General features: G+C 54.9%; 19 protein-coding genes and 1 riboswitch. Of the genes, 7 read left to right on the top strand and 12 right to left on the bottom strand.

The window, feature by feature from the left end; genetic code table 11:
- Position 1 precedes the first annotated feature (1 nt).
- The 3 genes from AC2FC2_RS08720 (at position 2) to AC2FC2_RS08710 (ending at position 2,624) form a co-directional block, all read left to right on the top strand.
- Positions 2-1,162, top strand: coding sequence for a glutathionylspermidine synthase family protein (locus AC2FC2_RS08720; protein WP_265555951.1), 1,161 nt, complete (start codon positions 2-4; stop codon positions 1,160-1,162).
- A gap of 123 nt (positions 1,163-1,285) precedes the next feature.
- A complete protein-coding gene (locus AC2FC2_RS08715; protein ID WP_490659080.1) occupies positions 1,286-1,849 on the top strand; it encodes a glucose-6-phosphate isomerase family protein in 564 nt (187 codons plus the stop codon).
- A complete protein-coding gene (locus AC2FC2_RS08710) occupies positions 1,842-2,624 on the top strand; it encodes a glucose-6-phosphate isomerase family protein (protein WP_265555949.1) in 783 nt (260 codons plus the stop codon). Before AC2FC2_RS08715 ends, AC2FC2_RS08710 begins: the two co-directional genes overlap by 8 nt.
- 55 nt (positions 2,625-2,679) lie before the next feature.
- Here the strand turns inward: AC2FC2_RS08710 and AC2FC2_RS08705 are convergent, their stop codons facing one another.
- Genes AC2FC2_RS08705 through AC2FC2_RS08685 form a run of 5 tightly spaced genes read right to left on the bottom strand, consistent with a single transcriptional unit; the run spans position 2,680 to position 7,031 of the window.
- Positions 2,680-3,501, bottom strand: a complete 822-nt coding sequence (locus AC2FC2_RS08705) for a PTS system mannose/fructose/sorbose family transporter subunit IID (RefSeq protein ID WP_209637294.1) — start codon at positions 3,499-3,501, stop codon at positions 2,680-2,682.
- Positions 3,501-4,301, bottom strand: coding sequence for a PTS mannose/fructose/sorbose/N-acetylgalactosamine transporter subunit IIC (locus AC2FC2_RS08700; protein ID WP_404760497.1), 801 nt, complete (start codon positions 4,299-4,301; stop codon positions 3,501-3,503). Before AC2FC2_RS08700 ends, AC2FC2_RS08705 begins: the two co-directional genes overlap by 1 nt.
- 22 nt (positions 4,302-4,323) lie before the next feature.
- Positions 4,324-4,818: a PTS sugar transporter subunit IIB gene (locus tag AC2FC2_RS08695; RefSeq protein WP_209637292.1), complete on the bottom strand. Its 495-nt coding sequence runs from the start codon at positions 4,816-4,818 to the stop codon at positions 4,324-4,326.
- A 9-nt stretch (positions 4,819-4,827) separates the two neighbouring features.
- Positions 4,828-5,256, bottom strand: a complete 429-nt coding sequence (locus AC2FC2_RS08690; RefSeq protein WP_490659079.1) for a PTS sugar transporter subunit IIA — start codon at positions 5,254-5,256, stop codon at positions 4,828-4,830.
- A 5-nt stretch (positions 5,257-5,261) separates the two neighbouring features.
- On the bottom strand, positions 5,262-7,031 hold the full coding sequence (locus AC2FC2_RS08685) for a class I mannose-6-phosphate isomerase (protein WP_490659078.1): 1,770 nt from the start codon (positions 7,029-7,031) through the stop codon (positions 5,262-5,264).
- A gap of 214 nt (positions 7,032-7,245) precedes the next feature.
- On the opposite strand from AC2FC2_RS08685, the gene AC2FC2_RS08680 reads away from it, so the two are divergent.
- Positions 7,246-8,271: a LacI family DNA-binding transcriptional regulator gene (locus AC2FC2_RS08680; protein ID WP_209637286.1), complete on the top strand. Its 1,026-nt coding sequence runs from the start codon at positions 7,246-7,248 to the stop codon at positions 8,269-8,271.
- 14 nt (positions 8,272-8,285) lie between these two features.
- Here the strand turns inward: AC2FC2_RS08680 and ygiD are convergent, their stop codons facing one another.
- Positions 8,286-9,068 carry a 4,5-DOPA-extradiol-dioxygenase gene (ygiD, locus tag AC2FC2_RS08675; RefSeq protein ID WP_490659077.1) on the bottom strand — a complete coding sequence of 261 codons (783 nt, stop codon included), beginning with the start codon at positions 9,066-9,068 and terminating at the stop codon, positions 8,286-8,288.
- Between the two features lie 254 nt (positions 9,069-9,322).
- Positions 9,323-9,976, bottom strand: coding sequence for a 3,4-dihydroxy-2-butanone-4-phosphate synthase (gene ribB, locus AC2FC2_RS08670; protein ID WP_209637282.1), 654 nt, complete (start codon positions 9,974-9,976; stop codon positions 9,323-9,325).
- A 110-nt stretch (positions 9,977-10,086) separates the two neighbouring features.
- Positions 10,087-10,248, bottom strand: a riboswitch (FMN riboswitch).
- A gap of 145 nt (positions 10,249-10,393) precedes the next feature.
- On the opposite strand from ribB, the gene ubiK reads away from it, so the two are divergent.
- Entirely contained in the window at positions 10,394-10,672 is a 279-nt protein-coding gene (gene ubiK / locus AC2FC2_RS08665) for a ubiquinone biosynthesis accessory factor UbiK (RefSeq protein WP_209637280.1), read from the top strand.
- A 29-nt stretch (positions 10,673-10,701) separates the two neighbouring features.
- Here ubiK and yjeH read toward each other — a convergent pair whose 3' ends face one another.
- The 4 genes from yjeH to AC2FC2_RS08645 form a co-directional block, all read right to left on the bottom strand.
- Positions 10,702-11,955, bottom strand: a complete 1,254-nt coding sequence (gene yjeH / locus AC2FC2_RS08660; RefSeq protein ID WP_265555945.1) for an L-methionine/branched-chain amino acid transporter — start codon at positions 11,953-11,955, stop codon at positions 10,702-10,704.
- A gap of 122 nt (positions 11,956-12,077) precedes the next feature.
- Positions 12,078-13,508, bottom strand: coding sequence for a bifunctional D-glycero-beta-D-manno-heptose-7-phosphate kinase/D-glycero-beta-D-manno-heptose 1-phosphate adenylyltransferase HldE (gene hldE, locus AC2FC2_RS08655; protein ID WP_209637276.1), 1,431 nt, complete (start codon positions 13,506-13,508; stop codon positions 12,078-12,080).
- A 93-nt stretch (positions 13,509-13,601) separates the two neighbouring features.
- Entirely contained in the window at positions 13,602-16,439 is a 2,838-nt protein-coding gene (gene glnE / locus AC2FC2_RS08650) for a bifunctional [glutamate--ammonia ligase]-adenylyl-L-tyrosine phosphorylase/[glutamate--ammonia-ligase] adenylyltransferase (protein WP_265555943.1), read from the bottom strand.
- 45 nt (positions 16,440-16,484) lie between these two features.
- The gene (locus AC2FC2_RS08645; protein ID WP_209637272.1) at positions 16,485-17,792 is read right to left on the bottom strand and encodes a CYTH domain-containing protein; all 1,308 of its coding nucleotides are present in this window, start codon (positions 17,790-17,792) and stop codon (positions 16,485-16,487) included.
- A 280-nt stretch (positions 17,793-18,072) separates the two neighbouring features.
- On the opposite strand from AC2FC2_RS08645, the gene AC2FC2_RS08640 reads away from it, so the two are divergent.
- Positions 18,073-18,693, top strand: coding sequence for a TIGR04211 family SH3 domain-containing protein (locus AC2FC2_RS08640; RefSeq protein WP_037416495.1), 621 nt, complete (start codon positions 18,073-18,075; stop codon positions 18,691-18,693).
- Positions 18,694-18,817: 124 nt separating this feature from the next.
- On the top strand, positions 18,818-20,062 hold the full coding sequence (locus AC2FC2_RS08635) for a multifunctional CCA addition/repair protein (protein ID WP_490659076.1): 1,245 nt from the start codon (positions 18,818-18,820) through the stop codon (positions 20,060-20,062).
- Between the two features lie 39 nt (positions 20,063-20,101).
- Here AC2FC2_RS08635 and bacA read toward each other — a convergent pair whose 3' ends face one another.
- Positions 20,102-20,926, bottom strand: a complete 825-nt coding sequence (bacA, locus tag AC2FC2_RS08630) for an undecaprenyl-diphosphate phosphatase (protein ID WP_209637267.1) — start codon at positions 20,924-20,926, stop codon at positions 20,102-20,104.
- Between the last annotated feature and the right edge of the window lie 9 nt (positions 20,927-20,935).

Here is a 20,935-nt window from a genome sequence, read left to right as displayed (position 1 = left end):
CATGAAACGCGTTGCGATTACCGAGCGTCCGGACTGGCGCGAAAAAGCCACCGAATTCGGCTTCCGCTTCCACACCATGTACGGCGAACCGTACTGGTGTGAGGATGCCTATTATCAATTTACGCTGGCGCAGATTGAAGAGATTGAAAGCGCCACTGCTGAATTGCACCAGATGTGTCTGCAGGTCGTAGAAAAAGTGATCGGCAGCGATGCGCTGATGGCCAAGTTCTGCATCCCGAAACACACCTGGGATTTCGTGCGCAGCTCATGGCGTACTAACCAGCCTTCACTGTATTCGCGTCTTGATCTGGCCTACGACGGTGTTAACCCACCCAAGCTGCTGGAAAACAACGCCGATACGCCTACCTCGCTGTACGAGGCGGCCTTTTTCCAATGGCTGTGGCTCGAAGATCAGATCAACGCCGGCAATCTCAGCCCGGAGTCCGATCAATACAACAGCCTGCAGGAAAAACTGATCGAACGTTTCGCCGATCTGAAAGCACACCACGGTTTTGGCCTGCTGCATCTGGCCTGTTGTCAGGACAGCGAGGAAGACCGCGGTACCGTGCAATACCTGCAAGATTGTGCGCTGGAAGCGGGAGTCCCGACCGAATTCCTGTTTATGGAAGACATTGGTCTGGGTGAAAAAGGCCAGTTTACCGACCTGCAAGACCAGGTCATCGGTAACCTGTTCAAACTTTACCCGTGGGAATTCATGCTGCGCGAGATCTTTTCCACCAAGCTGGAAGATGCTGGCGTGCGCTGGCTGGAACCGGCGTGGAAAAGCATTATCTCCAACAAGGCACTGTTGCCAATGCTGTGGGAAATGTTCCCGGATCACCCAAACCTGCTGCCAGCATACTTTGCACAAGATGAGCACCCACAGCTCGATCACTACGTGACCAAGCCACTGTTCTCACGCGAAGGCGCTAATATCCAGATCGTGCAAAACGGTCAGGAAGTGGCACGCGTTGACGGCCCTTACGGTGAAGAAGGCATGATCGTGCAGCAGTTCCACCCGCTGCCCCAGTTCGAAGGCAGCTATACGCTGATCGGCAGTTGGCTGGTTGACGATCAACCCTGCGGTATCGGTCTGCGTGAAGACCGCGAACTGATCACCCAGGATCTGTCGCGTTTCTACCCGCATATTATTCTCGGTTAACGCTCACATTCGTGAGTAAAAGGCGCGACAATGTCGCGCTTTTTTTATGCCTTCCTTCTGGTGATTAATCGATTAACCTTTTATACTCGATATGTCTGTTCTCCTCGGGCGGAGCAACCAGATATGAAACTGACGTCCATTATTCCACCGCAGGTCAACCTGGCGAACGGATGCTTTACCGCGCCTGATATTCAGCGTAAATCCACAACCTTGAGCAGTTTGGCGGGCATCTTCGTCGATCCCGTCGCATGGGGCGCTATGCCTGCAGAGCTTGCCGTCTATCAGGTAGAAATGCTGCCCTCCGCCCAGCAAGAAGGCGAACTGTTTGTTGGTACCACTCACCTACAACCGGGCCGGGTGGGTAACGAATTCTTTATGACCCGCGGGCATTTCCATCAGCGCCCTGAACAGGCTGAATTTTATTTTGGCCTGCGCGGTCAGGGCTTGTTGTTGCTGCAACACCGGGACGGTGATTGCGTGCTGGAACAGGTTTTCCACGGCAGCGTTCACCATATCCCTTCCTTTACCGCTCACCGCCTGATCAATACCGGTAATGATGTACTCTCTGCGCTGGCCGTCTGGCCAACGGTTGCCGGTCATAACTACGATGCGTTGCAACCCCAGGGCTTCAAGCTGCGGGTCTTTGCCAACGCCGAAGGTTGGCAAGCGGAGGCGCAATATGAGTGAGTCGATGCTGCGATTTGGTCTTGATGTACACATAAACGACAACCCGATGGGGTTTGGCTACGGGGATGAAGTGATTGGGCCATTGCCAGAGATTCGGACGTTGGAACACATCCGCCGTTCGTTACGTGATCCGGACTGCAGCGGACCAGAACAGGTCTATGCCATCGCCATGGACGTCGCCAAACAGCGGCATTTGGCTGAATTGAAGAAACGCATGTTGTTGTTCGGCATTGTCACCTATGCCAAAGGCCAATTGGGTCAGGAGCCGGTACGCAGCCAGGGGCATATACACCGCATCAGCGCCCACAGCGGCTGGTCGCCGCCGGAGCTGTATGAGATCTGGCAAGGGAAGGCGATCATTTATATGCAAGAACGCGTGGAGCATGATCCTGGCCGCTGTTTTGCCGTCCATGCCGGCCCTGGCGAGAAAGTGTTGGTACCACCGGGATGGGCGCACGCCACAATTTCAGCCGACCCCAGTCAACCACTGACCTTCGCTGCCTGGTGCGATCGTGAATATGGCTTTGAATATGATGCGGTACGCGCATACAAAGGGCTGGCGTGGTATCCGTTATTGCAGGGCAATAATATTATCTGGCAGCAAAACCCGCGCTATCAATCCGGCAGGCTACATGCCATCGGGCCACGCCAATATCACGAATTCGGTCTGAGCGACGACCCTTTGTACCTACAGTTTGAAGTCGATCCAGCGCGTTTCCAGTTCATTTCCAAACCGGGCAACGTAGCGGAAAAATGGCAACGATTTGAGCCGTGAAAGAGAAAGGGGCGAATTTATTCGCCCCCTACGCGTCACTCATTATTGCTATAGCTTACGAGAACAAACCGCAGGCTACACCGGCCGCTGCCAACACTAATAACCCAAGCATCGCTTTCACCGGAGAAAGCCCTCGCTTCGCCATCAGATACCAGGTCACCAGCACCACCATCAGCGGCATCAGGTTAGGGAAAATGCCGTCCAGCATTTGCTGCAGGTGAATATTCACCCCATCTTTGGTAACAAACTCCAAACCCGTCCCCAGTTTGACGTAACTCGCCGCGACGCCTCCCATGACAAACACGCCCAACAGGGAAAGGGCTTCGCGCAGCCGCGAGGACTTGCTACTGACCAACATCTCCACCGAGCCGGAACCCATATGGTAGCCTTTCATAAACAGCCAGTAGGAGCCTGGAATGACGATCAAACTAAACGCGATGATGTAAAACAGCGGGCCAATCACACTGCCACCGGCCGCCAGCGCCATGCCGATACTCAATAAAATCGGGATCAGCATGCCCGGTACCATCGAGTCGCCAATACCGGCCACCGGCCCCATCAGCCCCACTTTGAGCGTGTTGATGGTTTCCCCGTCGATCGGCTCGCCGTTGGCGCGTTTCTCTTCCAATCCAATTACCATGCCGTTAACAATCGCGCCCAACTGCGGCTCGGTATTGTAAAACGAGGTATGGCGGCGAATGGCCTCAATGCGCTGTTGCTTGTCCTGATAGAGCTTTTTCAACGCGGGCATCATGCTCAGACAAAAACCGTAAGACTCCAGGCGTTCAAAGCTCATCGATGACAGGTTGTACATCATCCAACTACGCCAGCAACGGCGCAGATCCTGCTTATTCAGTTTTGGTGTTGGCGTATCCATCAGAATTCATCCTCATCATCAGCCTGAGGCGCGGCCTGAGCGGCAGCCACCTGTGGCTCTGGCTTATAGTTGTAGTGAATAAGTGCCAGCAGCGCGCCGACGATGACCAGCGCCACCATATTCAGCTTGAGGAAAACAATGCAGATGAACCCCACCAGGAAGTAAATCAGCATGCTGTAGCTTTTAATGATCTGTTTGAGAAGAATGGCGATGCCGACTGCGGGCAGAATACCCCCCACCACGTTCATGGTGGTCAGCACCAACGCCGGCAAGCTGTCCATAAAGGCGTTGATATAACGCGCCCCAAAAAAGACGGCGATAAACGTCGGCACAAAACGCAGCAGGAAGTTGGTAACCTGCGGCCAGATAGCGCTATTGAGGTAAATCCCTGGCTCATCTCCGCGTTCTACGGCCAGATCTGCACGGTGATTCCAGTAAGAATTGAGTACCATCATGGCATTGAACAGCACGGTCCCCATGATGCCAATCGTCGCCGCTAGCGCAACCGCCACCTCCGTCCCTTTACCGGAGAGGATACCCAGCGCGATCGCCGGGAACGCCACAAAGTTGAGATCGGCCGGCATCGATCCACCCGGCGTTACCATGGCGATATACACCGCCTGTACCGCAACACCGATGATAATGCCGGTCTGTACATCGCCGAGAATAGCCCCCACCAGCATGCCGGAAACTAACGGGCGGCTGAGAATATACCAGCCTCCGGTCAGCCCCAGCAGCCAAGGGCTGCTCAGCGCGCCGAGATAACACAGAATCCCGATAAGCGTCGCTTCAAACCACATAGTTAACTCCTGCCGTTTAGGCTTATTTGAGTTTCTTTTTTGCGTCCAACCAACTGAAATGACTGGCGTCAGGGACCAAACGGAATTCAATGGCATGCCCGTGTTCGGTCAGGAAATCAAAAGCAGCGGCTTCTGTGGCACTCACCGATTGATTCGGGCCAATCGTCACCGTTTCCTTACGGGCAGACATAGGTCCAACGTTAATCTTCTTGTTCCTGTTACTGAGATCTATCCCTGCTTCCATCAACCTACGCAGCGTGACCGGAGATTTGCCAATCACAAAATATTGCTTGTCACTGGCGATCACTTTCGGCAATTTTTCTATTGCCTGCTGTACGGTAAATAACCACACCTTGGTGTCCTGTACCGCCCCTTTCATCACCGATGACAGCAGCGGATCGGCCGCCACCTCATCATCGATCGCCACGATGCCGTCACAGGGCAATTCCTTTGCCCAGCGGGTTACCAGCTGACCGTGGATGACCCGGTCGTCGATACGTACAAATGAAATGGCCATATTCTTTCCTCAGAAATCGTCCAATTGCGCCGTTGATACCGGACGGGCAAGGGCTATTGCCTCTCCCCCCTGCGCCACCAGCTCCTGTGCCGCCTGTTGAACATCCTTCCCCTCCAGCAATTCGGCGCTCATCAACAACATTGGGAAATTCACCCCCGTTACCACGGCCATTGGCACCGGCGTCTCGGGGTCAAAAGCGTGGCGGCAGGCCACGTTGTAGGGCGTGCCACACAGCATGTCGCACAGCACCAGTACACCCTCCGCGCCGGTGCTCACCCGGCGCAGTTCGACAGCAAAATCGTGTTTAAAAGCCTCAATACCGGCGTTTTCACTCAGGCCGACATGGCTGGTTCCAGGCAGTTCGCCATAAACCATACGTGCGCTGCTTATCAGCGCTTCAGCCATTGGGCCATGAGAAATCACAATCACTTTCAACATGATACTTATCCCCTTACCCAAGCTTTAATCGTGCCAAGGGTTTTACCCAAGCTACGGCCATGAGGGCGAATGCGATACGCGCCTACGGCGGCCGGTACGATAAAGGTTTCCGCGTAATGCACCACAAAGGGAGCAAAATGCCCGTCGGGGCTTTCGATCACCGCCTCTTCGCCTTCGACCAAGTTCAGCACATTGACCCGGCCCTCTGTATGGTGCAGCACCGGCTTACTAAACCAGTGGCGTCGCGTTTCGATAAATTCACGCTCATGCAGACCCGTCCGTTCCTCTTGCCAGCCTTCCCCCTCGGCAACGGGTTCAATGCGGTTCACCAGATGCTTCGTTGCCCAGTCGGTATCACATTGCCAGTTAATCACTTGCTCGCCGTGCCGTAGATGCACGGGGCGTGGTTGACCATCTAATCCCAGGCGGCCCCAATCCCACAATTTGAAAGTGAAAATGTATGGCGTAGCGCTGATCTCCAACACCATGGAGCCTGCGCCTGAGCAATGCACCGTCCCCGCAGGGATTAAGAAGTGGTCGTGTTTACGCGCCGGAAACCGGTTAACAAAACGCCGATCATCAAACGCCTTTTCGCCTCGTTGGGCCGCGGCAAGATCGGCCATCATCGCTTGCGGGTCTGTGCCATTTTTTATACCCAGGTACACGTCAGACCCCGGCTCAGCGGCAAGAATGTAATAGCTTTCATCCTGGGTATAATGCATACCAAAGTGCTGTTGGATGTATTCCGTCAATGGGTGAACCTGGAAGCTAAGATTCTGCCCACCGACCGTGTCCAGCAGGTCAAAACGAATGGGGAATTCGGCACCAAAGCGGGCATGGACCTGCTCACCGAGTAAAGACTGCGGATACAGCAGTACCAAATCCTGTGAGGGGATCTCGACCCGAACGTCACCAAAACGCATTAGCAGGCTGTTTTCCTCGGGCACGCAGTCAAAACACCACGCGTAGTTGGCTGCCGTCGGGTCGAGATCAAACTGGTGTTTCATCCATTGGCCGCCCCAAATACCGGGGTCAAAAAACGGCACTACGCGGAATGGGCGTTGAGTTGCCTGCTGTAATCCGGCATGGAATGCCGTACCGGACACTAGGGTTGGTTTACCGGCCTGGTTCGTGTCCAGTACAAAATCTGCATGCTGAAGCAACGGAGTTTTATGGCGATCGAAGACCCGCCATTCCACAAAGAATGCCCGCTTGTAGCGGCGTAACACATCTTCATCCACATTGCCCGCGCCCCAGTTACCCAGCTCGCCACGGCGGAAACGCTGCTGGATTTCCCAACGGGCCATATCGGCATACACCAGCACGTCCCCTTCGGCGATCAACGCGGCGCCCGGCCCGTAGACCACGACCAGCCCATTATCGACACGTTCGATCTGGTCACGTAACCGCTGTACACGCGCAGTATCAAAAAATTCGGGCATTTCATGGCACGACAGCACGCCAAAAACACGATCATCCGTTAAATTACGCTCTATCATCGCGTGAATATGCGGTTCATCGTATTTGGCCGACTCGGCGTTGATACTGCAGGCCGGTTGCAGAGGATTGATGAAATGCTCTGTGAGCTCTGCCAGATTGACCCCATGGTAGCAATCCACGATCAACAGCGTTTTGCGCAACCCAAGAGCGGTAACTTTGCGACTGACAGCCTCAGTCACCGCCTGCCAACCTTGCCAGGCGGCGTCGTCATACCCCTGGACGGCCACTTCCGGGAACTTGTCGTAGCTTGTAGCCTGATACTGTTGCTCTGCCATATTGTTCTGCCTATGAACTGAATACATGGCAAAAGATTAATCGATTAACCTCATTTCAAACAGGCTGATTAACGAGATTAACCTCATATAACCGATAATAAACGCGTAAAAAACCGAAATCCCGTGACAGCCATCACGAATTATTTGCGCCATTTTACAAATTAAGGTTAATCGTTATACCTTAGTTTGATAGGCAGCACCCACAGGACATAAAATGAGCACAATCACCTTGGCGGACGTCGCCGCACATGCAAAAGTTTCCACCGCCACGGTATCGATGGTATTGCGCAACCGTGGACGCATTTCGGATGAAACCCGTAAACGCGTCCTGAGCGCCATTGACGAACTGGGCTACGTTTATAATCAGACCGCCGCCAACCTGCGCAACCGCAGTAGTAACCAGGTCGGCCTGCTGCTGCACGATATCACCAATCCGTTTTATGCCGAGATGACCGCAGGGTTGAGCCAGGAGATGGAACGTCATCAGTTGATGCTCTTTCTCGCTAACAGCGAAGAGTCGGCTGACCGACAGCAAAAGTTTGTCGACTCGCTGCTACAGAACAGTGCCAGCGGTATGGTGCTGTGTGCCGCCCGGCAAACGCCTACCCTGTTTTTTGAAACACTGAAACGTCGCAAGATACCGGCCATCATGGTGGTCCGCCCGGTGGCCGATGCGCACTTTGACTTTGTCGGCACTGATAATTTCCTGGGTACCCAATTGGCGACTCAGCACCTGTTGGATTTGGGGCACCGTCATATCGCGTTTATTGGGGGCTCCATCAATTCCACCACCCGCGCACAGCGGCTCGGCGGCTACACCAGTAAGCTGGTTGAACAGGGTATTGGGGTAAAAGGGGAATGGATCGTAGACAGTGAAGCCAGCCAAAGCTCAGGCGCCAAAGCTGCAGAACAGTTATTGATGGCCCACCCTGAAATCACCGCAGCGCTGTGCTATCAGGACATTGTTGCGTTGGGTGTGATGCAGACATTACGCAAGTTCAACCGTCAAATCGGCAGAGACTTTGCGCTGATTGGGTTTGATGATATTACCGAAGCGTCGTTGGTGCAGCCGGGTTTGACCACCGTATCGGTGGCCTCACGCGAGATTGGCCGTAAGGCTGGGGAATTGCTGTACAGCCGCATTCAAGGCAATGATGAGCCGCCAAAACGCATCATTCTGCCACCGTCATTGGTGATCCGGGAATCTTGCGGTTTTGCCGATAAAGCCACGCCAGCCTAAGCTGGCGGGGCAAATCAGCCGACCTGTACCGACAGCATGCTCAAAGAGCTCATCTCGATGCCATCTACCGGTATGGTGATTTCTTCCTTACCGTCCCATCCACCGAGCACATACAACAGCGGCAGATAGTGTTCCGGCGTTGGGTTCGACAGCGCCGCCCCTTCGTGCTGCATAAAATTCACCAGCGGATGGTTATTCCCCTGATAAGTCAGGTTATCCCGCACGAATTTATCAAACGATGTTGCCCACGGATACGGACTCGCTTCGCCCTGCCATTTGACCATCCGCAGGTTATGCACCACATTGCCGCTGGCGACGATCATCACCCCTTGATCACGTAATGCTGCCAGCTTGCGGCCTAGCTCATAATGATATTCTGCCGGTTGGGTACCATCGATGCTGAGCTGTACAATCGGGATATCCGCTTCAGGATACATCTTGATCAGCACACCCCAGGTACCATGATCCAACCCCCACTCGCTGACGTCTGCGGTGACGTTGACTGGCGCCAGCAGTTGCTGGATTTGCGCCGCCAATTCAGGTGAACCCGGTGCCGGATACTGCGTATCAAACAACGCCTGTGGGAACCCACCAAAATCATGGATAGTTTTCGGCTTTTCCATCGCCGTCACCGCGGTGCCACGGGTGTACCAGTGGGCAGAAACAGCGACGATAGCTTTTGGACGCGGCAACGTTTCACCCAGCCGCCGCCATGCCTGGGTATAGCGGTTTTCTTCCAGTGCGTTCATCGGGCTACCGTGACCGAGGAAAAGTGCAGGCATACGAGAGGTGTTCATACAGGATCCTTGGTTAGTCACAATATATTCTGAGGACTAGACTACGCCGTTTGTCACTGCGGCACAGCCGGATAACCGTGATGATGATTTTCAATAAATTTGAATGATTAAAGCCATAGAAGCAACCCGCAGTATCAGCCTGCGCAACTTCCCAGGTTTTTCTACCGACGTTAGCGGCAGCATCAGTTCATTATTTTCAGGCACAAAAAAGCCGCATTACGCGGCTTTTTCATATTCAGAATATCAGTCTGATATCAGCTGGCTTTCTGTTCGTGAGACTGGCGATAAGCCACCAGATCTTCGATAGTCAGCACAGTCATGCCATGCTGTTTGGCAAACAGGATAACTTCCGGTGCATGCGCCATGCTGCCGTCATCGTTAGTCAGTTCACACAACACACCGGCAGGTTTGAAACCCGCCATTGCCACCAGATCAATCGTCGCTTCGGTATGGCCACGACGGCTCAGCACGCCACCCGGCTGCGCACGCAGCGGGAACACGTGGCCTGGGCGATTCAGATCGCTCGGCTTGGCGTTATCAGCGATAGCCGCGCGGATCGTGGTCAGGCGGTCGGAAGCAGAAACACCGGTAGTCACGCCCTGCGCCGCTTCGATAGTCACGGTGAAAGCCGTCTGGAACTGACTGGAGTTGTTAGTCACCATCATCGGCAGCTCAAGCTGCTGACGGCGGTCTTCAGTGAGACACAGGCACACAATGCCGCTGCCGTGACGAATGGTCAGTGCCATCTGCTCAACGGTCATGGTTTCTGCGGCGAAGATCATATCACCTTCGTTTTCACGATTTTCATCATCGAGCACCATCACACCGCGCCCGTTGCGCAATGCTTCAAGAGCGCGTTCTACGCGTTCTACCGGCGTGCCGAAATCTGAAAGTAGGGTCTGATTCATGGTAAAAAACCTCATTAAAAAATTATGGATTACCAGAACCAGGGCGAACTTGAGGAGTAGCTAGCAATAGCTAAAAAAATAACGCAAGCGGGCGCAAACCCGACAGATACCGTTACTCTCTCCCATCCGGACTATAACCGTCGGCCCCGGAATTACACCGGATCTGCTGACCTCTAACCAAACTGCAAGAGATTGGCTGAGCGCTCGCGGGCTTTCACCGTAACAGGTGATTTACCGCCGGTGGGGACTTGCACCCCGCCCTGAGAATAAGCCTCTCGACTATAACGCTAATGATTAATCAGGGCAATTGGCAAAAGCACAATTCGGCCAGCGTCAGGGAATGCGGTTAATGGTTTATCCGGCGGGCAACTCGCATTACACTAAGGGAAAGCTATTAAACTCTGAAAGGGATACGCCATGATTGACCCGAAAAAAATTGAACAGATCGCACGCCAGGTACATGAGTCCATGCCTAAAGGCGTGCGTGAATTCGGGGAAGATGTTGAGAAGAAAATCCGTCAGGTGTTGCAGTCACAGCTCACCCGTCTGGATTTGGTCAACCGCGAAGAGTTCGACGTGCAAACCCAGGTGCTGCTGCGCACCCGTGAAAAACTGGCGTTGCTGGAACAGCGTATGAGCGAGCTGGAAAGCAAGCTGAACGCCGCACCGGTAGCACCGCAGCCTGACGCAGAGTAAGTTATTGATAAGGGCGCAGTACCGCGCCCTTATTGCTGTTTCAACGCTGCCTTCGACGTCAATTGCAATACCAGCCCAATCAGCGCAAACATCCCCAGCGCATACAGGCTTTTCCAGCCGATGATCACCATCAACAGCACACACAACACCAGCCCCGTCAGCGCCATTAAGCGCGAACGTCCATGCAGAATCCGACAGCCCGCCAGCATGCACAGCAAATAAATGAACACGAAGATCCCATTGGCATACACCAGCAACGTATCCAGCGGCAGATTCAATGTATAAATCAGCAAGGTGAATAACAGGCAGCTGCCGACCACTGCGCTGAGTGCGTTGACCGGTGCCTGCCCGGCGGACAGTTTGGCCAGCGCACTGGAGGGACGATCTTGCGCCTGCGACCACACCAGCCGGGCGAAACTTTGTGTATAGATATTCACGCTGGCAAAACAGGCCAGATAACCAATGATACAGGCCACCCACAGCGCATGCTGGCCAAACAATTGCACCACAATACCTGGCAACGACGCAGCCGCCGCCTGATGCTCACCGTAGGCGTGAAAATGCAATACCGCCACGGTACATCCCCAGTACACCGCCCCGGCGACCAACATGCCAAACAGCAGCGCACGCGGGAAATCGCGCTCCGGGTTACGGAATTCTGTCGCCAAATGCGCAAATGCTTCCAAACCAACAAAACACCAGAACATCACTGCCAGTGCATGGAACAGATTAGGGGGAGAAATTTCGTTGAACGTCGGCCAGGGAATATGAGTCAGCGAGATGTCGCCTCGCCACCAAATAGCGGCGACCAGCGCCACCACCAAAATAGCGATCAACGTTTGAATATTGGCGCTGGAACCGGCACTGCGCATGCCCAGCAACCAGATAACAACCAGCGTGGCAATTTGTACCAACAGCAGGCCGTTGGCACTCCAGCCGAAAGTGGCCTGCCAAAAACCGGCTGCAATCTGCAATGCCGCTGGCAACCCTACGGGGATTACCGACAAAAACAGCCAGCCGGTCACTTTTGCCATGCGCGGACCAAAGGCCAGGCCGACGAAGTGCGCAGCCCCCCCGGCACTGGGGAAATGACGCCCCAGAGCCGCAAAGGTAATAGCAATAGGGAAAACCAAGGCAATCAGCACCGGCCAGGCCCACAGGCTATCGCCCTGCGCCACCTGAGCCGCCAACGCCGGAACGGCAAATACGCCGGTACCCAGCAGTGAAGTGGACAATAGCCCAACGCCCTGCGCCAAACTCAGCTCTTGCTTCAGTCCACTCACTGCTCACCGCCGTTTATCCGTCATACTTCAAGTGGCATCCGCACACATGGCCAGTAACTCGCTCAACCTCGTAGCGAATCAGCCGGTGCCACCTTGATACCACTCGAATTATTTAGGCGAAATTAGCCACGTCCGTCTTTGATTGCCTTGATGATGTTGGTGGTCGACAGGCCGTCTTCAAAGTTCAGCACTTTGACGTCGCCGCCATTGGCCCACACCTCAGTGCTACCGGCGATATCTTCAGGCTTGTAGTCACCGCCCTTCACCAGCAGATCTGGCAGGATATCGGCGATCAGGCGTTGTGGCGTGTCTTCTTCGAAAGGCACCACCCAGTCCACGGCTTCGAGTGCACCCAGTACAATCATGCGGTTTTCCAAGGCGTTAACCGGGCGGGTTTCGCCCTTCAATCGTTTGGTAGAAGCATCACTGTTTACCGCTACGATCAGGCGATCGCCCAGTTTGCGGGCATTCGCCAGATAAGAGACATGACCGGCATGCAGAATGTCGAAGATGCCGTTGGTCATCACAACTTTCTCTCCGCGCTGACGAGCTTGCGCCACAGCGGTTTTCAACTGGGCTTCGGTCATCACGCCAAAGCCGGTTTCAGCCCGACCGCGTACCGCGTTTTCCAGTTCTATCGGTGAAACGGTAGACGTACCCAGCTTGCCCACTACCACACCGGCAGCGGCATTGGCCAGGAAACAGGACTCTTCCAGTGTGTTGCCGGCAGCCAGTGCCGCCGCCAGTACGCCAATAACCGTATCGCCGGCACCGGTAACGTCGAACACTTCCTGCGCCAACGTTGGCAAATGTAGCGGTGCAATACCCGGCTGCAACAGCGTCATACCGTGTTCGGAACGGGTCACCAACAGGGCAGAAAGCTCAAAATCCGCGACCAGCTTCATGCCGCGTTCAACCAGTTCAGCGTCGTCTTTACAGTGGCCTACCACCGCTTCGAATTCGGACAGGTTTGGCGTCAGCAGCGTCGCGCCGCGATAACGTTCGAAATCAGATCCTTTAGGATCGATCAGCACAGGGACTTTGGCAGCACGAGCCAGTTGGATCATGCTCTGCACCTGGCTCAGCGCACCTTTGGCGTAATCTGACAGTACCAACGCGCCAATCTGCGGCAATGCCTGCTGAATACGTTCCAACAGTGGCTGCGGATCGACGTTAGAAAAGCCTTCTTCGAAATCGAGACGAATTAATTGCTGATTACGCGATAGCACGCGCAGCTTGGTGATGGTCGGGTGCGTCGGCACCGAGACAAAATCACAGCGCACGTTCACTTCGTTCAATTTGGCGCTCAGCGCACGCGCCGCATCGTCAATACCCGTCAGGCCTACCAAGCGTGAGTTAGCACCCAGCGAAGCAATGTTCATCGCCACGTTAGCCGCACCGCCAGGACGCTCTTCAATGGTTTCAACCTTGACCACCGGCACCGGCGCTTCCGGTGAAATGCGGCTGGTCGGCCCATACCAATAGCGATCCAACATGACGTCACCCACCACCAATACCCCGGCGCGGCGAAAATCAGGCAGTGTAACTTTCATCCGATAACTCCAAAAAAGTACAAAATTTTAGTGGCGCAGATATTACCACAGACGTTTGTAATAGCGGCAAAACGTATTGCGCAACTGGCCTGCTCAGCCCAGCCACTTCGCCCAACTGGCGCGGACTTGCTCACGTTCGGCAACGAATTGCCCATTACTGACCTTGCTGGAATGCTCTTGCAACGCCAGGTGGTGGATCTCATCGCGCATGGTGACATACGCCTGAGTCAGCGCACGCGCTTCCTCTTCCGGCATGATGTCGTAATTGGCCATCAGTTCGAAAATACGCACGTTATCAGACCAGCGCGTCAGGCGCGGTTCAGCCCCCGCATAGCCTAAGACCAGATACTGGGCAATAAATTCGATATCGGTGATCCCGCCTTCATCCGCTTTGATATCAAAGAGATCGCGTTGCTTGCTGCCAAGATGATTGCGCATTTTCTCCCGCATCTCGCGGACCTCACGCCGTAGCGTTTCCGCATCACGCGGTTTGCACAGGATCTCACGACGGATAATGTCAAACTGCTGATGCAACGCCGGATCGCCATGCACAATGCGCGCCCGCACCAGCGCCTGGTGTTCCCAGGTCCAGGCTTCGTTTTGCTGATAATCCGCAAACGCCTCGACGGTACTGACCAACATGCCCGCCGCACCCGATGGCCGCAGGCGGGCATCAACTTCATACAATATGCCCGACGAGGTACGGGTACTGAACAGGTGCATCACACGCTGTGCCAGACGCAGATAGAATTGGCGACCATCGATGCTACGCTCCCCGTCGGTCATCACTTCCGGTGGGCAATCCAGGATAAATACCAAATCAAGATCAGAACTGTAACCCAGCTCCCACCCGCCCAGCTTGCCGTAGCCAATTACCGCAAAACCGCGCCCTTCGCGCTCTTGCAAATGCGTCGGCTGGCCATAACGTGCAACCATGTCATTCCACGCCTGCTGCACCACCGTGTCGATGATGGCTTCAGCCAGATAAGTGAGGTGATCGCTCACTTTCATTACCGGCAACGCGCCCGAGATATCTCCTGCGGCAATGCGCAATTGTTGGGCCTGCTTGAACTGGCGTAACGCCTCCAGTCTCTGCTCTTCGTCGTCTTCGGGTACCCGTAATAGATATTGGCGCAGTTCGCTACGATAGGCATCCGGGGCCACCGGCTGATACAGCGTCGCCGGGTCCAGTAGTTCATCCAACAGCAACGGATAGCGCGACAGTTGGTTGGCAACCATCGGCGAAGCCGCGCACAACCGAATCAAATGGCTAAGTGCCGCATGGTATTCCACCAGCAGTTCAAGGTAGGTGGTGCGGGTCACGATACTCAGCAATAACTGAGTCAAACGCAGCAAGGCCGTCGGCGCATCCTGACGCGGGCACACTTCCGCCAGTAATCGCGGCATCAGTTGGTCAAGCACGTCCCGACCACGTGGCCCAATGGTGCGTTTGTCGACGTCATGACGGAATTCAGCAATGGTGCGCAACATTTGCTTGCGCGCATCTTCGTCCAGGTGCGGCGTCAACGGCGCCAATTCGTTTTCTTCCAAGGCATCCTGCCACAAGCTGTGGTAGTTCTGATAATCCGGATCTTCACCAACATCCGGGCTATCATCGCCAATCAAGTCGTTAAATACGGCCCTTACCGCTTGCATATGCCCGTCGAGCGTGGCCAGCAGTGCAGACCAATCGCCGAACCCCATCCCCCAAGCCAAACGCGCCTGATCGAGTTCATCTTGCGGCAGTGTTTGTGTCTGTTGATCGGCAATTGCCTGCAGCAAGTTTTCCAACCGACGCAGGAACAGGTAACTGGCGCTCATTGCCTGTACCTGTTGGGGTTCCAGTAATCCCAATTCCCCCACGGCCTGTAACGTCGGCAGCAGCGAGCGCCCCTGCAATGCAGGCTCACGCCCACCACGGATCAGTTGGAACACCTGAGTGATAAATTCAATTTCGCGAATGCCGCCGGCGCCCAGCTTGATATTGTCTTTCAGCCCGCGCCGCCGCACCTCACGCGCAATCATGCCTTTCATATTGCGCAGTGACTGGATCACGCTGAAGTCGATATAGCGACGGAAGACAAACGGCCGCAGGGTTTTGCGTAACTCCTCGCTGTAAGCATCTTCTGAACCGCCCATCAGCCGCGCCTTCACCATCGCATAACGTTCCCAGTCGCGCCCTTGCTCCTGGTAATAGTCCTCCAGCGCGGCAAAGCTCATCACCAGCGGGCCGCTGTCGCCGAATGGCCGCAGCCGCATGTCCACGCGATAAACAAAGCCGTCGATAGTTTGTTGATCCAGCGCTTTGATCAGCCGCTGCCCCAGGCGGGTGAAGAACTGGGCATTATCCAGTTCACGCCGTCCGCCCTGAGTTTGGCCGTTTTCCGGGTAAGCAAAGATCAGATCGATATCGGAGGAAAAATTCAGCTCGCCGCCGCCCAGCTTCCCCATACCGAGGATCAGCAACGGCTGTGGCACGCCCTGCGCGTTGCACGGCGTTCCCCATTCACGGCAGCAAGTTTGGTACAACCAATCGCGAGCGCTGACAATCAGCGTCTCCGCCAACCCACTCAGCTGCAACAGCGTCTCTTGCGTGCTGCATAGCTCTTGTGCCTGCGCCCAAGCGATCCTCACCAGCGTCTCGCGGCGGAACAGGCGCAGTACGCGCATCAATTGCGCTTCGTCGCGAACCTCTTCCAAATCATCCTGCAGCCAGGCGGCGTAATGCTGCCACTCGCCCGCCACCGGCGGTTGTTTGCGCAGCGTCTCCAGCCATTCCGGCTGATTGAGTAACATGTCACAGACAAAGTCACTCGACGCTAAAACCCGCTGTTCCTGATCGCTGAGCGCGCAGCCCGCGCCCTGAGTTTCCTGAAAACGCTGCACAATGTTCTGTGCCTGAGCCTGTAACGCTGCTGAGAGTGGCAACATAATGAATGATCCGTTTTGCGGCCCGCGCCTCGCAGGCCAGCTTAATTAGCGGAGCGCGCCATTTAACCAGAATGGCGCATGCAATAAGGCTTGCTTGCGGCTACCTTCGTACCAGCCCTGGCGCCGCTCGGCTATCGCCAGCTGCAGCTCACGCCAGCCGTCGATATAGGGGCCGGTTTCGTCGTCAGGGTAAGCACCTGACAGCAGGATAAATGCCGAGATCTGACGCGTCAGACGCGGCAACTGTTCTTCGTATTCATCATCGTTCAGCGTACGGGTAAAAGCGTCTTTCAACTCCGCAGCGCTACGCCCCAGCATAATGTCACTGAAACGTTTGAAAGAACCGTCAAGTTTGGCCTGCGCCTTGGCGTCAATGAACGGGCGCCATGCGCCAGTCACCAACCAAGATGTGAGCGCCAACTTACATTGTAGATACTCTGCGCTGTAGCACAGCACCTGTGGCTGAGTGGTTTTATCGATCAGCAGCGGCTCCAGCGCCGTCAACCGGGCGCGCAGATCGGCGCTGGCCTTGCGCGGAACCAGGCCGCCGAAGATCACCAGGGCCTGACGGATCAGCGCAATCGCCTCCATAACGGAACGGCGTGCCTGAGCATCGCCGCGCAACCACAGTTCTTCGTGGTACTGCCAATGGCTCAAACCCCATTCAAAACTGGCGATCATCCCTTGTTCAACGCTGGATTTGGCGGCAGGCTTCAATACCGCCAAAGGGCGGCGCTCGCGCGGGGCATTGCCTTGTGCCAAATGATAACCGCGCGCCGCTTTACTCAGGCTACCCTGACGCAGGCCGCCGTGTTCTGCCAATGCGTTGGCCAGCGCCAGCAAATCTGCGGTATTCCCGGTTTTAAGCTCCAGTTCGATCTCACACAGCGCTTCGCTCAGCTCACCTGCCTTCACTTCACCCTGGTCAAGCCCCACTTCTATCTCGCTCTTACCGTAAGTGACCACCCACTTTTCACGCACAAAATCGGTACGGAACAGCGGTTGGAGCGCCTGTTGCAGAGCGTTGATATCACAGCCCTGTGGCCAGATATCTGCCGGAAACTGTGCCAGTGCCAGTTCTGGCGTGGCAATCGCGACATTGTATTCTGGGCGCTGATGCAAGCCTGCGACGACTTTACCGGCGGTTTTGATGGTCATTTCATAGCTGTCATCAAACCCGCGGATACGCAGCCCCATGTCATGACCACGCAGAAAATTATCCGCGGTTTCGAAATAAATATTGGTCAGTTTTTGCGGTGCGGAATGTTGGTTCGGCCAAACCGCCAGTTGCTGTGGCAACGCGGCAACGGCATCCGGGGTAGCAATAAATTTCAGTTCTATTTCAACGGTCATAAGTCTTTAACACCAATAAGTTACGCATTCGCGTCAGCCTTCACGGCGGCAAACCTTACCTGCCACGTTCTGCCCGGCGACGCACAGTTACCCTTATCTTACCGCGATTCCCGGCGCCTTAACCCTGCTAACTGCAGAAAAAACCTGTTACGTTATAAAACACCGCGCAACTCACAGAATCTGCCACAGTAAGATAGTTCTCATTCCGGTTTTTGCGTTGCGTCGTCAGACTGAACGCTCTACTATCGTTCCCATAAATTCACACAGAAACGATGAACTAATGCAGAAATTACGCCTAATTTGCCTTGCCGTGCTGAGCTTCAGCATCACTTGGGGCGCACATGCCGAAGATAAGCGCTATATCTCCGATGAACTGAATACTTACGTCCACAGCGGCCCGGGTAATCAGTACCGTATTGTCGGTACCTTGAACGCCGGTGAAGAAGTGACCCTGTTGAGCGTAAATGACAGCACTAATTATGGCCAGATCCGCGATGCCAAAGGCCGCACGACCTGGATCCCACTGGATCAACTTAGCCAAACGCCAAGCCTGCGTACCCAAGTCCCTGCGCTGGAGCAACAGGTAAAAACCCTGACCGACAAGTTGGCTAACATCGACAACAGCTGGAACCAACGCACTGCGGAAATGCAGCAAAAAGTGGCGGGCAGCGACAGCACCATCAGCGGCCTGCAACAGGAAAACCAGGATCTGAAAAACCAGCTGGTCGTCGCACAGAAAAAGGTTAACGCGGTTAACCTGCAGCTTGACGACAAACAGCGCACCATTATCCTGCAGTGGTTCATGTACGGCGGCGGTGTCGCTGGCGTAGGCTTGCTGCTTGGCTTGTTGTTGCCACACCTGATCCCACGTCGTAAAAGCAACAACCGCTGGATGAACTGATTTTCAGTCTCCTTCGGTTTGAAATCGGGCGCCTGTGGGGCGCCCTTTTTATTGGCGCCAACATCCCGCCACCAATTCATGTAATCTGATAGACAGAGCCTTAAGAAAAATTCAGGAGTTAACCGTGAAGATTTACCTGGTCGGCGGCGCTGTCCGCGACAGCTTGCTTGAGTTACCGGTGTTTGATCGCGACTGGGTGGTGGTGGGTGCCGCGCCCTCAGAGCTGATAGCACTGGGGTATCAGCAGGTCGGTAAAGACTTTCCGGTTTTTCTCAACCCGGAAACTCATGAAGAATATGCGCTGGCCCGTACCGAACGAAAGTCCGGCCAGGGCTACACCGGGTTTACGTGCTACGCCGCACCTGACGTCACGCTGGAAGAAGATCTGCAACGCCGCGATTTGACCATCAACGCCATCGCTCGAAGCGCCGACGGTGAACTGATCGATCCTTTCCACGGCGTAGCCGACCTACAAGCACGCGTACTGCGTCATGTGTCTGACGCTTTTGGTGAGGATCCCTTGCGAGTGCTGCGCGTGGCGCGCTTTGCCGCCCGTTTTGCTCATCTGGGCTTTACCATTGCCCCAGACACCCTTGCGTTAATGCGTCAAATGGCACGCAGCGGCGAATTGGTCGCGTTGACGGCCGAACGGGTATGGAAAGAAACGGAGAAGGCGCTGCAAAGCCAAAGTCCGCAGGTGTACTTTCAGGTGCTGCGAGACTGTGAGGCACTGAGCGTGCTGTTCCCAGAGATCGACGCTTTGTTCGGTGTGCCGGCCCCCGAAAAATGGCACCCGGAGATCGACACCGGCATTCACACGCTGATGACGCTGGCTATCGCTGCCCAGCTTAGCACTGAAGTTGACGTTCGTTTTTCGGCGCTGTGCCATGACCTCGGCAAGGGGCAAACGCCAAAAGAACACTGGCCACATCACCATGGCCACGGGCCAGCCGGTGTTTTGCTGGTCGACGCTCTCTGCCAGCGGCTGCGGGTTCCTAATCCAGTGCGCGATCTGGCTAAATTGGTCGCCGAATATCACGATCTGATTCATACCGTAAACAAGCTGCGCCCAGAAACGTTGTTGAAGCTGTTTGACGCGATCGACGTCTGGCGCAAACCACAGCGCCTGGAACAGATGATCCTCACCAGTGAAGCAGATGCCCGTGGCCGAACCGGATTTGAAAATAACCCTTATCCGCAGGGCGACTATCTGCGCCAGGCTTTCCAGGTGGCAAATGCCGTCTCGGTAAAAGAGGTGGTGGCTAGCGGACTGCAAGGGTTAGCCATCCGCGACGAACTCAAACGTCGACGCCAGCAGGCACTGGCAGACTGGAAGCAAACGCTGGATACTCCACAGGATCAGGCATAAAAAAACCCCGCAATGCGGGGTTTTTTATTGGCGAATCGCTTACATGAAGACCATGTAAACCACTCCGGCAACGATAAAGCGATAGATAGCGAACGGCACAAACGAAATACGTTTGATCAACGACAGGAACGTCTTGATCGCAATCAGCGCCACAACGAAAGCGGTGGCAAAACCGACCGCGAACATCGGTAAATCGCCCATGGTCAGGAAGTGCAAGCTCTTGTACAAATCCAACGCGCTGGCACCAATCATCATCGGCACCGCCAGAATGAAAGAGAACTCCGCAGCCGCGTAACGGTTCACCCCGACCAACATACCACCGGCAATGGTGGAACCTGAGCGAGAGAACCCCGGCCACAGTGCCAGGCATTGGAAGCAACCAATCATAAATGCCTGTCGATAAGTGATGTCATCCAGCCCTTCCGCACTCGGTTTCTTCGGTTTCAGCCATTCTGCAGCCAGGAGCAGGAAACCACCGACGACCAGCGCATACATCACGTTTTTCGGCGCGAACAGCGATTTGATGAAATCATGGAGCAACAGCCCCAGCACCACCGCAGGGATCATCGCCAGCAAAATATGGCCCAGTTTCAAATGGCCCGTCGTTTTGCCTTCGTGCTCAACCGGTTTGCCACCAAAATGAATGCCGATCAACCCAAACAGACGGCGCCAGAACATCACCACCACTGCCAGAATTGACCCCAACTGGATGATTACCTCAAAGGTTTTAGCCTTATCTCCGGTAAAACCCAGCCACTCGCCCACAATGATCATGTGTCCGGTAGAAGATACGGGTAAAAATTCAGTTAATCCTTCGACAACCCCAAGAACAAACGCAATAAACAGTGAATGCATGTCCGCCATGTGCTTCGA

The sequence above is a fragment of the Serratia sp. CoH_122_TC_1 genome (assembly GCF_058191755.1).
Note: the sequence above shows the minus strand (reverse complement) of the source record. Positions and strands in the feature narration are given on the sequence as shown.

What these genes read in the sequence shown, in the direction of transcription:
- ubiK (WP_209637280.1), top strand. Translation starts at nt 10,394, where the DNA reads ATGATTGACCCGAAAAAAATTGAACAGATCGCACGCCAGGTACATGAG.
- AC2FC2_RS08700 (WP_404760497.1), bottom strand. Translation starts at nt 4,301, where the DNA reads ATGTGGTTTGAAGCGACGCTTATCGGGATTCTGTGTTATCTCGGCGCG.
- AC2FC2_RS08690 (WP_490659079.1), bottom strand. Translation starts at nt 5,256, where the DNA reads ATGTTGAAAGTGATTGTGATTTCTCATGGCCCAATGGCTGAAGCGCTG.
- AC2FC2_RS08685 (WP_490659078.1), bottom strand. Translation starts at nt 7,031, where the DNA reads ATGGCAGAGCAACAGTATCAGGCTACAAGCTACGACAAGTTCCCGGAA.
- AC2FC2_RS08715 (WP_490659080.1), top strand. Translation starts at nt 1,286, where the DNA reads ATGAAACTGACGTCCATTATTCCACCGCAGGTCAACCTGGCGAACGGA.
- AC2FC2_RS08720 (WP_265555951.1), top strand. Translation starts at nt 2, where the DNA reads ATGAAACGCGTTGCGATTACCGAGCGTCCGGACTGGCGCGAAAAAGCC.
- bacA (WP_209637267.1), bottom strand. Translation starts at nt 20,926, where the DNA reads ATGGCGGACATGCATTCACTGTTTATTGCGTTTGTTCTTGGGGTTGTC.
- AC2FC2_RS08645 (WP_209637272.1), bottom strand. Translation starts at nt 17,792, where the DNA reads ATGACCGTTGAAATAGAACTGAAATTTATTGCTACCCCGGATGCCGTT.
- ribB (WP_209637282.1), bottom strand. Translation starts at nt 9,976, where the DNA reads ATGAATCAGACCCTACTTTCAGATTTCGGCACGCCGGTAGAACGCGTA.
- AC2FC2_RS08680 (WP_209637286.1), top strand. Translation starts at nt 7,246, where the DNA reads ATGAGCACAATCACCTTGGCGGACGTCGCCGCACATGCAAAAGTTTCC.
- glnE (WP_265555943.1), bottom strand. Translation starts at nt 16,439, where the DNA reads ATGTTGCCACTCTCAGCAGCGTTACAGGCTCAGGCACAGAACATTGTG.
- AC2FC2_RS08710 (WP_265555949.1), top strand. Translation starts at nt 1,842, where the DNA reads ATGAGTGAGTCGATGCTGCGATTTGGTCTTGATGTACACATAAACGAC.
- AC2FC2_RS08640 (WP_037416495.1), top strand. Translation starts at nt 18,073, where the DNA reads ATGCAGAAATTACGCCTAATTTGCCTTGCCGTGCTGAGCTTCAGCATC.
- AC2FC2_RS08705 (WP_209637294.1), bottom strand. Translation starts at nt 3,501, where the DNA reads ATGGATACGCCAACACCAAAACTGAATAAGCAGGATCTGCGCCGTTGC.
- AC2FC2_RS08695 (WP_209637292.1), bottom strand. Translation starts at nt 4,818, where the DNA reads ATGGCCATTTCATTTGTACGTATCGACGACCGGGTCATCCACGGTCAG.
- hldE (WP_209637276.1), bottom strand. Translation starts at nt 13,508, where the DNA reads ATGAAAGTTACACTGCCTGATTTTCGCCGCGCCGGGGTATTGGTGGTG.
- ygiD (WP_490659077.1), bottom strand. Translation starts at nt 9,068, where the DNA reads ATGAACACCTCTCGTATGCCTGCACTTTTCCTCGGTCACGGTAGCCCG.